This window comes from Dyella sp., from assembly GCF_035508675.1.
Classification (GTDB): Bacteria; Pseudomonadota; Gammaproteobacteria; order Xanthomonadales; family Rhodanobacteraceae; genus Dyella_B.
Map to the genome: position 1 here is coordinate 1 of NZ_DATJMN010000360.1, position 12,887 is coordinate 12,887.

At 60.9% G+C, this 12,887-nt stretch carries 13 protein-coding genes; 7 read left to right on the top strand and 6 right to left on the bottom strand.

The features are described from left to right. Together VMA74_RS19115 and VMA74_RS19120 are read left to right on the top strand one after the other, a co-directional pair. Positions 1-822 (top strand): LysR substrate-binding domain-containing protein (locus tag VMA74_RS19115; RefSeq protein ID WP_325369889.1); only part of this gene is annotated, 822 nt, incomplete at its 5' end. An 810-nt stretch (positions 823-1,632) separates the two neighbouring features. Continuing rightward, the gene (locus VMA74_RS19120) at positions 1,633-1,758 is read left to right on the top strand and encodes a hypothetical protein (RefSeq protein WP_325369891.1); all 126 of its coding nucleotides are present in this window, start codon (positions 1,633-1,635) and stop codon (positions 1,756-1,758) included. 564 nt (positions 1,759-2,322) lie between these two features. On the opposite strand, the gene VMA74_RS19125 is transcribed toward VMA74_RS19120, so the two are convergent. Further along, entirely contained in the window at positions 2,323-3,354 is a 1,032-nt protein-coding gene (locus VMA74_RS19125) for a GlxA family transcriptional regulator (RefSeq protein ID WP_325369893.1), read from the bottom strand. Between the two features lie 41 nt (positions 3,355-3,395). Between VMA74_RS19125 and VMA74_RS19130 the strand changes: the two genes are divergently transcribed. Both VMA74_RS19130 and VMA74_RS19135 read left to right on the top strand, forming a co-directional pair. After that, the gene (locus VMA74_RS19130) at positions 3,396-3,701 is read left to right on the top strand and encodes an antibiotic biosynthesis monooxygenase (RefSeq protein ID WP_325369912.1); all 306 of its coding nucleotides are present in this window, start codon (positions 3,396-3,398) and stop codon (positions 3,699-3,701) included. Between the two features lie 284 nt (positions 3,702-3,985). Continuing rightward, positions 3,986-4,759, top strand: a complete 774-nt coding sequence (locus VMA74_RS19135) for an alpha/beta hydrolase (protein ID WP_325369894.1) — start codon at positions 3,986-3,988, stop codon at positions 4,757-4,759. A gap of 241 nt (positions 4,760-5,000) precedes the next feature. Here the strand turns inward: VMA74_RS19135 and VMA74_RS19140 are convergent, their stop codons facing one another. Next, on the bottom strand, positions 5,001-5,918 hold the full coding sequence (locus VMA74_RS19140; protein ID WP_325369896.1) for a LysR family transcriptional regulator: 918 nt from the start codon (positions 5,916-5,918) through the stop codon (positions 5,001-5,003). 128 nt (positions 5,919-6,046) lie between these two features. Here VMA74_RS19140 and VMA74_RS19145 point away from each other — a divergent pair, with 128 nt between their 5' ends. Continuing rightward, positions 6,047-6,823, top strand: coding sequence for an alpha/beta hydrolase (locus VMA74_RS19145; protein WP_325369898.1), 777 nt, complete (start codon positions 6,047-6,049; stop codon positions 6,821-6,823). A gap of 153 nt (positions 6,824-6,976) precedes the next feature. Here VMA74_RS19145 and VMA74_RS19150 read toward each other — a convergent pair whose 3' ends face one another. From VMA74_RS19150 to VMA74_RS19165, 4 genes are all read right to left on the bottom strand, one after another. Continuing rightward, positions 6,977-8,344: a HAMP domain-containing sensor histidine kinase gene (locus tag VMA74_RS19150; RefSeq protein ID WP_325369900.1), complete on the bottom strand. Its 1,368-nt coding sequence runs from the start codon at positions 8,342-8,344 to the stop codon at positions 6,977-6,979. Then, on the bottom strand, positions 8,341-9,036 hold the full coding sequence (locus VMA74_RS19155) for a response regulator (protein ID WP_325369902.1): 696 nt from the start codon (positions 9,034-9,036) through the stop codon (positions 8,341-8,343). The genes VMA74_RS19150 and VMA74_RS19155 overlap by 4 nt, the downstream gene beginning before the upstream one ends. A gap of 74 nt (positions 9,037-9,110) precedes the next feature. Continuing rightward, complete coding sequence (locus tag VMA74_RS19160) at positions 9,111-9,479, bottom strand: hypothetical protein (protein WP_325369904.1); 369 nt, start codon at positions 9,477-9,479, stop codon at positions 9,111-9,113. Between the two features lie 229 nt (positions 9,480-9,708). Next, a complete protein-coding gene (locus tag VMA74_RS19165; RefSeq protein ID WP_325369906.1) occupies positions 9,709-11,052 on the bottom strand; it encodes an MFS transporter in 1,344 nt (447 codons plus the stop codon). 405 nt (positions 11,053-11,457) lie between these two features. Between VMA74_RS19165 and VMA74_RS19170 the strand changes: the two genes are divergently transcribed. Further along, positions 11,458-11,970, top strand: a complete 513-nt coding sequence (locus VMA74_RS19170; protein WP_325369908.1) for a Spy/CpxP family protein refolding chaperone — start codon at positions 11,458-11,460, stop codon at positions 11,968-11,970. A gap of 157 nt (positions 11,971-12,127) precedes the next feature. After that, the coding region (locus tag VMA74_RS19175; RefSeq protein ID WP_325369910.1) for a hypothetical protein at positions 12,128-12,887 on the top strand (760 nt) is incomplete at its 3' end.

Consider the following 12,887-nt stretch of genomic DNA (forward strand, 5'->3'; position numbering starts at 1 on the left):
AAGCACGTGCAGGCCATTGAGCAACGCCTCGGCGTGCGTTTACTCAATCGCACCACCCGACGCCAAAGCCTGACCGATTTCGGGCGCGTTTTCTTCGAGCGCGCGAAAATCATCCTCGCCGAGGTGGAGATCGCAGAGAGCATGGCCGCGGAGACGCGCGTCCTGCCTACAGGCAGGCTCCGCATCAACGCGCCGGTGAGTTTCGGCATGCATTCGCTGTCTCCACGGCTGCCGGAATACATGAAGCAGTTCCCGCACGTGGAGGTGGAGCTCACACTCGCCAATCGAATGGTCGACTTGATCAATGAGGGCTACGACATTGTGTTTCGTGTCGGCCCATTGTCCGATAGCGGTCTCGTTGCCAAGTCCTTGGCAGCTTATGAGTTGGTGCTTTGCGCTGCCCCGCAGTATTTGAAAAGCCGACCCAAGCTGGCGACTCCCTGGGACCTGCAGCGGCACGAATGCCTGGGCTTCTCCCATACCGAATTGCGAACGCACTGGACCTTTGATGGCCCGGAGGGTCCGATCTGCGTGCCGATCAAGAGCCGATTCGTAGTCGACCATGGCGAAGCGCTGCTCTGTGCCGCGGTGGCTGGGCTCGGCATCATGCTGCAACCCTTGGAGCTCGTTCGGTCACAGCTCGAAGACGGTCGATTGGTCACGCTGCTGCCCGAGTACCCGGTGCCTTCGCGCCCTATGCACGTGCTATACGCACCGGACCGACGAGTCACGCCGAAGGTACGGAGCTTTCTGGATTTCGCGGCGGCCACGTTTGGCCGTGACGCAGCCTATTGCAGTACCCATCTGGTCCCCAACGTCTAGGGATGCTCTGATTTAATCCACCGCAGGCCGCAGCGGCGCTGTGAGTCCGCATAGCTTCGGTCCATCGTCTCGACAGACGGCCAGTCTGCCCTCACCGATGGCCCTGTGCTCTGCGAACACACAGGGCCTCTGCGGCCTACGCTGAATTAATCAGAGCATCCCTAGGCTGCGTTCCTCCAAGAGGAACCTCATCTGCGGCGATCATCGCCAGCCCCGTTCCCGCTGCGCCACCGCTCAGCAACGCATGCCGGTATGTAATCGTTGCTTTGCGATCACGCACATGGCGCAGAGGTCGGGTGATTTCTGATGCTTGCCGTTTGTCGAGCCGCGCAGGCTTCAAACAAACGGCCTGCCCGCATCGCGCCATCCATATGCCCCCCTTCCCCATACCTCGGCTGTTTTTGGACTCACTGCGTTGATGCTATCGCGCACACATCTAGCCAGCGATCGCCTACGTGATTTGCGCGCTCGATTTGTTACGCTCGGCCCGTCATCGACGCCGTCTGTTTGCGGGCTACGCCGATGACCTTTGCAGCAATGCAGAGAGAAAGCGCGGATCGCATGGGAGGCAACCCACACGACCCGCTACCACAACCAACTAAGTAGGAGTTGATCATGGGTGTCATGGATCATACGGCACGTGCGTGCCCTTCAAAACCCTTCTGGCTCGTCAACGAGCCTCAGCTGCCATCGGACCCTGAGCAGGCCAAGCGGCACGGTCAGCTTATGAGCGTTGCCGGCACGTCGCTGGCCATGTGCGTCATTCGACATCTTCTTAGATGCCACGAAACCGCCCGTCGAGCACGGCGGGTGGATCGACCGATTGACATCGGCACCTGCCCGCTCAGCCCCACGCAAGTGGAAGGCCTGCGTGCAGCCTTGTACTTTCTTCGCCGCCATGGCGAAGGATTGCTGCAAGCGGAGCGGGACGGATAGGCCATTCGCGTACGCATGATCCCTTCTCGCGGCACACCCACCGGAGGCCGGTGTGCCGCATCTGAAATCAGCGGCAGCGGGATTGCAAATGTGCTGTCCGCCCTACCGGATGCGCTGTATCAGCAAATGCTGTTACCGCGGGTGATGGCACGGGGAAATGTTGCTCAAGGGCAGCCGTTTCGTACCGGCGATAACACGGGCTAATCGTCCCGCCGCGATGCCCCATTACTGGATGACGGTTGAAGCACCTCTTCGTTTTCTTATTATCAATAAACCAGCAAGCAGAAGCGTAAGTACCAGCATCGCCGATCCCGATAAATGTCAGCCTTGGGTCGGAGGCGGGCCCGGCATGGGGCCGCGGTTTTGTACTCCCTCTTGGAGCGCGTTCCGAGGCTGTCGCCTGGATGAAGCGGCATCCAGGCTAATCAAGCTCTATAAACAGGCTTGTAGTTGCTGAGCGTAACTCGGGCGACGTCTGCTTCGGGGCAGATTGGAGCGGCGCTCTCTGCCCCATAACCCTCTCTAGTCGCCAAATCAACTTGACCCGTTTCGCCGTAGCGGCATTCACTCCCGAGGGCGCAATTCGCGTATTCCCTTGCCAAGCCTGCGGCGCAACAGCGCGCGGAGTGTTACACCGTCTGAATAACCCACTTGTCCAGCGATTTGATCGACGCTGTGTTTGCTGGTTTTCAGCAATTGAACGGCGCGTTCGATGCGCAAGTCTTGAATGTATTCGACGGGGGTTTTGCCCACCACTGCATCGAGACGTCGTGACAAGGTGCGCTTGCTGGTTCCTAACGATTCGGCGATTGCGTCGAGCGTGAGTGTGACGTCGAGGCGTTCGCGCACCCAACGGTCGAAACGTTCGACCAATGGATCGGAGTGTGCGAGGTGATCGGAAATCACATAGCCCGACTGCGATAGCCGCGTATCGTAGACAAGATATTTGGCGGCAAGCGCCGCCAGTTCAGGGCTGTTGTTGCGAATCAGCCAGAGCGCAAGGTCGAGATGGCTGAGCGCGGCGCCAGCCGTCACCATCGCGCCGCTTGGAACGACAAGGCGATGCGCGTCCAAACATATCTGTGGGTAGCGCTGGCGAAACAAGGGTGAAAGCCACCATGTGGTGGTGGCTTCGCAGCCGTCGAGCAGGCCGCTTTCTGCCAGTACGAAAGTGCCGGTACACGCGGCTGCAAGGTGCGCGCCCGCGCCATGCCATCGACGTAAAACGTCGAGCGCATCCAGCACATCATCGCGCCCGAGCGCGGGCAGCAACTGCTCGGCCACGATCTTGCCGAGCGCCGGCACGATGACCCAGTCGGGTGGCGGTGCATCGGCTGCATCACACACGGGCACCTGCAGCCCGAGCGCCGTGCGCACCTGGGGGCGCACCCCCATCACCGTCACGTCAAAACCCGGTGTGGCAATGCCCATCCATTGCGCGAGCGTGTTGGCTGTCGCCAGCGCGTCGAGCACCGTGGTCAGCCCGGTATCGAACAACCCCTCCAAGGCAAGTACGCCGATTCGCATGGCACGATCAATATCAAAGATGTCAATCGAGCCAATATTAGCGCGACTAGTCCGTTTGTAAAGTTTCACCCACTGCGCAGCCCACCCTACCAATGACTGGAGAAATGACGATGGTTAAATGTGGATTGTTCGTCCGGCTCGAAGCAAAGCCGGGCAAAGAGCAAGCCGTTGCGGACTTCCTTGCCGCCGGCCTGGAGATGACGAACCGGGAAGCGACAACGCCGATCTGGTTCGCCATCCAACTGTCGCCCTCGACGTTTGGCATCTTCGACGCCTTTGTGAACGAAGAGGGCCGTCAGGCGCACCTGAACGGCGATATGGCCAAGGCCCTGATGGCAAGTGCCGGCGAACTGCTGGCCACGCCACCGTCGGTGGAGCCAATCGATGTCCTGGCGATGAAGAACAAGTTCGACTGAAGTCTTCGCGTCCCGGTGCGCCAGCGCGCGAACGCGATCTGCAGTGTCTTTAGCCGATGTGGCAATCAAATGCGTCGGCGCATTGCGGGCGTGAAAGGCGCCGTGATTCAAAAGACCCTGCTTGGCGCATGCGGCCCATTCGAATAGATCGAAAGGGCCGGATAAGCGCGGGTACTGGGGCGCATTTTTTACATCCGTCCACAACCCTCACTACTCAACATCTGCCCGACAGCAGATGGCTCAGGCAATGCGTCGGGCAAGTCAAAACATCTCTGGAGATTGAAATGCTCATACTGCGAAAGAAGATTGCCATGGCTTTCATGCTGGCCTTGGGCACCGCGGCAGCGCAGGCCGCACCGCAACCGGCCGTGAAAGATATTGTCATCGTCCATGGCGCCTTGGTGGCCGGCTCGGGCTGGCGCGCCGTCCACGACATCCTGACCAAGGACGGGTTCCACGTAACGATCGTCCAAGAGCCGAACACCAGCCTCACCGCAGATGTCGCAGCTACCGAGCGTGCCATTGCTGATCAGACGGGCTCTGTCGTGCTCGTCGGCCACAGTTATGCCGGCTCCGTGATTACCGAGGCAGGTGCCGATCCCAAAGTCCACGCGCTGGTCTATGTGTCAGCACTCCAACCCGATGTGGGGGAGGCCAGCGGTCAGCTGCTGCAGAAGTTCGCCGTGCCCAACAACGCCATGCGGGCTGACGTCGATCCAGGCACCAAGGATCCGTTTCTCTTCTTACCGCCAGCGAAATTCCGTGCGTCCTATGCGGCCGACGTTCCGGCGCCTGAGGCTCAATTCCTAGCGGACTCGCAGGAGCAGCTCGCCCAGAAGGCCTTGGGAGCCCCAGTCACCGTGGCTGCATGGCACACCAAGCCAAGCTACGCGGTCCTGACCACCCTGGATCACATGGTGAGCCCCAAGCTCCAGAGCTGGATGTATGAGCGTTCGCACTCCAAGGTTACCGAAGTCGCCGCAAGCCATGCTTCCTTTATCTCTCATCCGGACGTAATCGCTCGTGTGATCGAAACTGCCGCAAAGCAAGCGGACTGATCGCTGATCACCTCGATGGGGGCATGTCTGCTCAAAGCTAAAGGCCGACATCAGCGTAAACGGCATGCTCCCATCCCAGACACCACCACCGTGGGATCTGGACGGTGGCGCTAAGCGAGCGAGCGTCACATCGACGCGGGATTTCGGGGTTCTCCGCTACTCGGCGCGCACTTGCCTTCATGTCGGCATCGCGCATGAAACCCAGATGAGTCCGACCTGATGCCGTTTGGATGCGAAAAACTTATTGCATCGCCCAACGCTCCCAAGGCGGCACTTCGCCAAAATCCTCCGCGAGATGGTCGACGAATTGGCGGACGATGCGTGGCATGTAGCGAGATGTCGGAAACACGGCGTGGATCGGCAAGCTGGTGGTGGTGTAGTCGGGGAGCAGTTGGACCAGTGCGCCTTTGTCCAGGGCATCACCGAATACGAAGCTTGGGCCGTAGACGATACCGGATCCGGTCAGCGCGGTGGCTAGCAGTATGTCCATGGTGTTGGCGTGCATGCGGTGCGGCCCGTTGATCGTGTGTTCCACACCGGCCTTGTCTTTGAACGTCCAACGGCCTGCGGAACTGGCGCCGACAAGTGCGAGGCATGCGTGATCGCGAAGCTGCAACGGTGTGCTCGGTTTCCCATGCGCCGCAAGATAGGCTGGCGCTGCGCAGGCCAGCAGGCGGCATGACGCCAACCGCCGGACGGTGAGGTTCTCGTCGCGCAACTGACCGATGCGAATGGCGACGTCGACGCCTTCTTCCAGCAGGTCGACGAAACGGTCGCTGAGCGCGACGTCGATGGTGACGCCGGGATGTTTGTCCAGGTAGCGTCCAATGCTCGCGCCAAGGTGCATGCTGCCGAACGTCACCGGTGCGGTGATTTTCAACGTGCCTTGTAGCGCCTGGTCGCGATCGGCTGCTTCACGATTGGCATCGTCGAAGTCGGCCAGGATCTGCTTGCAACGCTCGTAGTAGCGCTGTCCGGCTTCGGTGAGGCTCAAATGGCGCGTGCTGCGCTGGAGCAGGCGCGCCTTGAGCTGCGTCTCGAGCGAACCGAGGTAGCGGCCCGCCATCGCGGGCGACAGTCCAAGTTGCCGCCCCGCAGCCGCCAGGCTTCCCATGTCGACCGCAAGAACGAAGACCCGGACGCTGGTGATCTGATCCATACGGCCTGCCTTATTAGATATAAAAAGTATCTACTGTATGCCCGTCGTTGGCCATTATTAATTATCGATCGCGAATCTAGCATACCTAGCGTCGGCCGCTCCCCGGCCTTTCAAGCGAGGTAGCCATCGTGAAGATCCAAAGTAACGGCGTGAGGATTCATGTGTGTGAGGCTGGCCAGGGTGAGACGGCCCTGGTCTTCTTGCACTACTGGGGCGGTTCGTCGCGCACCTGGCACCGCGTGATCGATGCACTTTCCGATCAGTTCCGGACTATCGCCACCGATCATCGCGGCTGGGGCGAGTCCGATGCAGGTGATGGCAACTACGATGTCAGCACGCTCGCCACCGATGCACAGGGCGTGATCGCCGCGCTGGATCTCAAACGCTACGTGCTCGTCGGTCATTCCATGGGTGGCAAAGTGGCCCAGTTGATCGCTTCACGCCGTCCCGAAGGACTCGTGGGCGTGGTGCTGGTGGCACCGGCTGCACCGTCGCCGTCACCCTGGCCGTTTGAGCAGCGCGAACAGATTTCGCACGCCTATGACTCGCGCGAATCCGTGCTGTGGAGCGTGGCGCACGTCTTGACCGCCAAAGCGCTGTCCGAGCATGACCTGCAGCAGGTAGTCGAGGATAGCCTGCGCGGCGCTCCTGCTGCCAAGGTAGCGTGGCCCATGAAGACGATGATGGAAGACATTACCGGCGCGGTGGGCCGCATCCGTGTGCCGGTGCTGATCGTCGCAGGCGAGCTCGACAAGGTCGACCTGGTTGATACGCTCAAGGCGGAAGTGCTTGCGCGCATCCCCGGCGCGACCATGCAGACATTGCCCGGCACCGGACACTTGTCGCCGCTCGAATCATCGGTACCGTTGGCAGAAGCCATCGCCGAATTCGTCGATACGTTGTAAGGATCGCCAGCGTCACGTGCCGAGCTGGAAACCGTCTTCGGCACGCGGGTAAGTACGCGGGAGCTCCGTCGCCAGCTGTGTGAGCGGAGCCGATGACATTCGGCGTGGACCTCATCGAACGGGTGGCGAACCTGCGCAGCCAGGACGTGGCGGTCACCCGGCCTCCGGCATGCTCATGGTGACGATCAGGCCGCCATAGGCACCGTTCCGGGCATCGACATCGCCATGGTGGACGCGCATGACACGTTGCACGATGGATAGGCCTAGACCATTCCCTTTCGCCAGCGCGGCGTTCGCACCACGGTAGAACGGGCGGAACAGTTTGCCGAGTTCTTCTTCCGGCACGCCGGGGCCGTTGTCGGTGACCCGCACCGTTGCGGTCGTTCCATCCTGGCTTACGGCAACTTCGACTTTGCCGTTCGAAGGGCTGAACTTGATGGCATTGGTAATCACATTATCCAAGGCCCGTTCCAGCAATACACTGCTGCCGTGTACTGTGACCGGCCCTTTGACGACGGCTTGAATATCCACGTTCTGCGCCTGCGCTTCGACGCGCGCCGCGCTCACTCGTTCTTCGGTCAGTTCGGTGAGATCGAAGCGTTCACGCTCCATGCCAGGCAAGCCCCCTTCCAGCCGGGACAACGCCAGCATTTCGGACGTCATGCGTTCCATGCGCTCGATTTCCTGTTCGGCACGCTTGAAGTATGCCGTCGCCACGTCGCGCCCGGCGTGGCGCTGGGCCAGGTTCAGCAGCAGATGAAGTCGAGCCAGCGGCGAGCGAATCTCATGGGAGAGATCCTGCAAGACGCCGCGCTCGTGCGCGACAAGCACTTCGATGCGCTCACCCATGCCATTGAAGTCGCGCGCAAGCTGACCAAGTTCATCGTGCGCGCCGCTCCAGCGCGGTTGTACGCGTGCCGTAAGATCGCCTGCGGCGATTTTGCGGGTGGCATCGCGTATCGCTTCGACCGGGCGCGATACGCTGTGGGCGATCCACCAGCCGATGCCGCCGATCAGCAGCAAGGAGAGCGCGACCTGCATGCCGAGCAGCAGCTTTTGCTGCGTATCGCGGGAAATGCGGCCGCGCGAACTCGTATACGCCACCAATTGCCGCGTGTGCCCATCGCTGCCAATCACCGGCTTTACGATCAGATCCGAGCCCCTGGAGATTCTGATGTTGGCACTGCGTCCTTCGGACAACGAGGACGATAGCGCGTGCCGCACGGAAGACGGCAACCGCCAATCGTGCAGTGATCGGCCATCTTCATAAAGCGTGGCTTCGATACCGTCGGCGTCTTCTTTCTGTATCCATGCATCCAGACCGTCACGGCCGCCACTGTCGTAGGCGTGCTCGGCAGCTTCGGCCAAGGCGCTCCAGTCGATGCGTCGATGCGCCGCATAGCTGAGAAAGCCGGAGGTCAGCCAGCCGGCCAGCAACATCGCCAGCAGATTGGCCGCGCAGAACGAAATCAGGGTCCGCCAGAAGATCGGGCTGCGAAAGGGGTTGCGCAGGCCGTTCATGACGTTGCCGCTCCATGGGGCAAGAGCACATAGCCGGAACCGCGAATCGCGTCGATCCGCGGCGAGCGATCGGAGGCCTCGGTAAGTTTGTGGCGCAAGCGACTCACGCGCATATCGATGCTGCGATCAAAGCGCTCCAGCTCTCGACCGAGTGCCGCACGGGTCAGCGAGGACTTGTCGATCACCTCGCCTACGCGCTGCATCAGCGCCAGCAACAGGGAAAATTCAGCGCCGGTCAGGTTGAGCTCGCACCCTTCCACATACGCACGGCGCTCACTGGGTAACAGGCGCAATACACCCAGCATGAGTTCCCCAACACCCTCCAGGCGCTGCCGGCGTAGCTGGGCACGTACGCGCGCCAGCAACTCGCGTGGAAGGCAGGGCTTGGAGAGATAGTCGTCCGCGCCGAGTTCCAATCCGATGACGCGATCCACCGGCTCTCCACGTCCGGACAACATGATCACCGGCAGCCGATGCTGCACGCGCAGTTCGCGAAGGGTGTCCAGGCCGCTGCGGCCCGGGAGCATTACGTCGAGCACCAGTACGTCTGGACGTGGCGTACCGTCGCGCAACCTGGCCAGAACCGCCTCGCCGTCGTGGACTTGCTCCACCTGTAATCCTTCGAAGCTCAGGTAGTCGGCGAGCAGCTCGCACAGTTCGCGATCGTCATCGCCAATGAGTATCTTGGACATCACCGGATCTCCTGCTTTTTAACCGGAATGAACGTCAGGGTTTCCACCGCACGGCCGGTTTCTCTTCGCGCGCATCACAGCAAGCACAAGCCGAGGGGGATCAATGCTCCCGCTGCCAATAGCACCCACGCCCCACCCTTGCGTCGAACATGGGTGATGCCGATCCAGATGCCCAGCACGGTCGAGACAACCAGATTCAGCGCCACCAGCAAAAAGAACCACTTCAAGATCCGGCTGGACAGGGAAACGGCCTCGTCCTCACCGGTCGAAGCGGTCGCATGCTTTGCCGGCCCTGCATGGGGGACTGCGGCCGGTGCGGGCGAAGAAGCCAGCTCATGGTGCTCCAGCTCAAACACCTGGTCTTTATGCATGCTCGCCAGCTTTTCGACGATCGCGGGCGGCCGGTAATCTCCATGCTGTTCATGCAAATCGAACAATTGCAATGCGCCCGTCAACGCGAAGAACAGAATGCTTGGCGCGCTGAAGAAGCCGATATAGGAGTGCCATACGCGTATATTCAACACACATGTTCCTCGTTCGTTGAAATGTTTCGGTAAAGCGCGGTGTCGCTTGCGCAGTGATCGGACGACGTTGAAACCAAGCCGCGTATCTGGGCGTCCTCGGGTAGTAAAGAAATGTAACCGTGGCGCATCGCAGGTTCGCTCCCGTGCGTTAGCGAAAGTGCAGAAACAACGGGCTTTTCGACGCGCTCATTTGAACGGGCTCATCGAGCTCACCCCCTGTTCCATGCGCCTCAAGTGAGCCCTCTCCCGCCATGTCCAATCCGTCGCGTCCAGGCGGACGTCCATGTCGCCGGCTTGCGATGGCAATCGCCCACGTGGCCGACAGGGCAATGGGCATGCCCAGCATCCAGGGCAGTTTTGCGGAAGCGGCGTAAAGCAACGTGCCGGTGGTGGGCCCCAGCGTATCCCTGAGATCATTCATCACGGAGGCGGCCGCCATATAGGTCGATCGCGCAGCGGGGGGCGCCAGCTCATTTACCGTAGTCGGGATGAGTGGACCGAACAGCATCTGTGCGAATGAAAATAGCGTTACCGCAGCAATCAGGCTGAGCAGGAAAGGATGCAGCAGCAAGATGACAAACGCAGCGACGAGGGTCAGCGCGCTGCCCAACACCAGCCAGAACGCCGACAGCCTCGCCGACAGCTTCGTAACCACCCGTTGCAACACCACGATCAATGCGGCGCCATAGGCGAATAGCAGCCCTACTCCGGATGGTGTCAGTACGCCGCCGTTGTGCGCGTATAACGGCAACACGCTTTCGATCCAGCTACCGGCGATTTCCAGGCACGCAAATCCAAGCAGGAGCGCGGCCAGCTGCTTGTCGCGGAAGGCCGGAAGGACACCGGCCAGGCCTTCATCATCATCTTCCTCTGCGCTACGCCCCCACTCCTTTTGCCATGTCTCCGGCAGGAATACCGCAACGACCAGCGCACCCAGCAAAAGCGACGAGGCACAGCCCAGAAAGACGCTGCCGAGCGAATGCAGCGCAAGCAACGCGCCGAATATCGGACCGACGACGCCGCCAAGATTGGACATGACGCGCGCACTGGCGAAATGACGCCGCAGCGCATCGGGAGAAACCGTATCGGCAATGACGGTGGCAAGGGTGGGATGAAGCACGCTCTCAAAGCAGCCGATGAAAATCAGGGATCCCGCCGCCCACACCACACCATGCGCGGCATACAGCAAAAGAAAGCCCACCCCGATGCCGGCGGTCGAAGCGAGCAACACGGGACGCCGGCCAACGCGGTCCGCAATGCCCCCGACCAGAGGCGTGGCCAACAGCTCTCCGCCTGCGTAACAGCCCAGCAGCAGGCCAATGCAGGCGGTGGCGATGCCTGCATCGTGCTTCGCCCACAGCGCAAAGAACGGCATCAACGTGCCGTCGGCCAGTCCCGCCAGCAGATAGAGGAAAAGTGCGATGTGCGCAGGCCGGCAAATACCGCGCAGCCCGGCAAAAGGAAACGGAGGAAATCGGGAGGATGTGTTCATGACGTCAACTCTGCGCAGAGCCGATCCTTGCTTTAAGCAAGGCGACTTAATTGCGCGTTGGTTGACGTAAACGCTTACGACGGCTCTGGCTGAGCAGCGAGGTCAAACTAACAGTTCGGAATGGCCCATACAAGACTGAAGCCAGACAGGCACAGACTGCGTCCAAGGCCGTCGAAGATACCGATGAAGCCACCCCCGGGCCTGGCTTTTTCTTCTTTCCATTCAAACAGATATTTTGCTCCACTCCACCTCGTGACGAGGCATCGGCGTCCTGTTCCCACGGCGAAATCCATCACCGTTGCCCGAACGATTACCTTTCTTTACGCGTCAGGGACCGCCGAATACGTGGCCGTGTTTGAGCATCGCTCCACGATGTTTCCCCCACACGACTACGAGGTAGCTGACATGTACAAGACCCCAGCCTTTCGTTTCCTGCTTGCAACGGTCATGGCCGTTGCCACGACCGTTGCTTTCGCAGCGCCCCATGATGGCGATGGCTCGAGCGATGGCAGCAGCCGTCACAGTGACGGCGTGCGCGGATTGGGTGTGTCGCTGACACAACTCAACCTTTCGGATGCGCAACGCGCCAACATTACGCAGATCATCAAAGCCAGCGCCACGCAGCACGCCGCGCAGCGCCAAGCGGTGCAAACGCAGCGCGCTGCGTTTGATGCGATGACGCCGAGCGATGCGGGATACCAGTCCGCGGCGGCCAGCCTGGCGCAGGCTGAAGCGAACGAAACCCAGGCGCGCATCGTCCAGCACGCCCAGGTCGAAGCGGCGATCTACGCTGTACTGACGCCGGCCCAGCGAGCCCTGATCGCCACCGCCAAAGCACAGCGGCAAGCGCGCGAAGCCGCATGGCAGAAAATCCAGGCGCAGTACCCCGCCGATTCGGTCGGCCAGCCCGGTCGCTGAATCATGGCGCTGATCGCCATGCGCAACTCAAAACCATGAAAACGCCGTCAGCACGGCATCTATAGCGTCTCTTGGCGAGAGGGCGGGTGATTCTGCCCTCTCTTTTTTGAGGCGATACCTGCAGATTTCGAAGCATTCCTACCTAAGAGGATAAAACATGACGCCCGTTGCTCAGCCGGCGATGTCTGCAGAGAAACGCCATCCGATGTTGCTTGGCGCCCGCTACTGGACCGGCCTCTCCATCGCCAGCGTATTTGGCGCCGACGTCGGTGATTTCATTTCGCATTACCTGCATCTGGGTCATTGGCGTGGCGTGCTGCCACTGGCCTTGGTCTTTCTGCTGGTGCTTCGCTGCAAGCGTGACGGGTGGCTGAAGGCGGAGGTGGCTTACTGGGTCGCCGTGGTGATCGTGCGTGCGGGCGCCACCAACCTCGCCGATCTGGCGTCGCATGATTTGGATTTGAACAATCCGATGTTGATCACCGTACTTGCATTGCTTTTGATCCTCGGCGTGGCGTTGCCGCTTGTCGGTACGCAACGATTACCGAACGACATGCAACCGGGGCTACCCGATACGCGCGGCTTTTACTGGTTGAACCTCTTTGTGGCCGGCGCACTCGGCACCGTGCTTGGCGACGACATGTCCGATCGCTTTGGTCTTTCCGGCGCCTCCCTGTTGCTCAGTGCGCTGCTGGCGTGCCTGTTCTTGCTGCGGCAATGGCGGCTGTTCGCGGGCAAGAGCGGCTACTGGACCACCGTACTGGGTGCGCGCACCGCCGGCACCAGCGTTGGCGATCTGATTGCCGACCAAACCCCGCTGGGACTGGCCGGGAGCACCGCCGCGATCGGCGTGCTCATGCTGGTCGTGCTGATGAGCTGGAAGCAGACGGACGGTAAACGGTTCTACGAGGCCAGCA

Bases quoted from the DNA above. Each gene is read 5' to 3' on its own strand.
- VMA74_RS19130 (WP_325369912.1), top strand. From the start codon at position 3,396: ATGGTTAAATGTGGATTGTTCGTCCGGCTCGAAGCAAAGCCGGGCAAA.
- VMA74_RS19135 (WP_325369894.1), top strand. From the start codon at position 3,986: ATGCTCATACTGCGAAAGAAGATTGCCATGGCTTTCATGCTGGCCTTG.
- VMA74_RS19140 (WP_325369896.1), bottom strand. From the start codon at position 5,918: ATGGATCAGATCACCAGCGTCCGGGTCTTCGTTCTTGCGGTCGACATG.
- VMA74_RS19150 (WP_325369900.1), bottom strand. From the start codon at position 8,344: ATGAACGGCCTGCGCAACCCCTTTCGCAGCCCGATCTTCTGGCGGACC.
- VMA74_RS19155 (WP_325369902.1), bottom strand. From the start codon at position 9,036: ATGTCCAAGATACTCATTGGCGATGACGATCGCGAACTGTGCGAGCTG.
- VMA74_RS19165 (WP_325369906.1), bottom strand. From the start codon at position 11,052: ATGAACACATCCTCCCGATTTCCTCCGTTTCCTTTTGCCGGGCTGCGC.
- VMA74_RS19170 (WP_325369908.1), top strand. From the start codon at position 11,458: ATGTACAAGACCCCAGCCTTTCGTTTCCTGCTTGCAACGGTCATGGCC.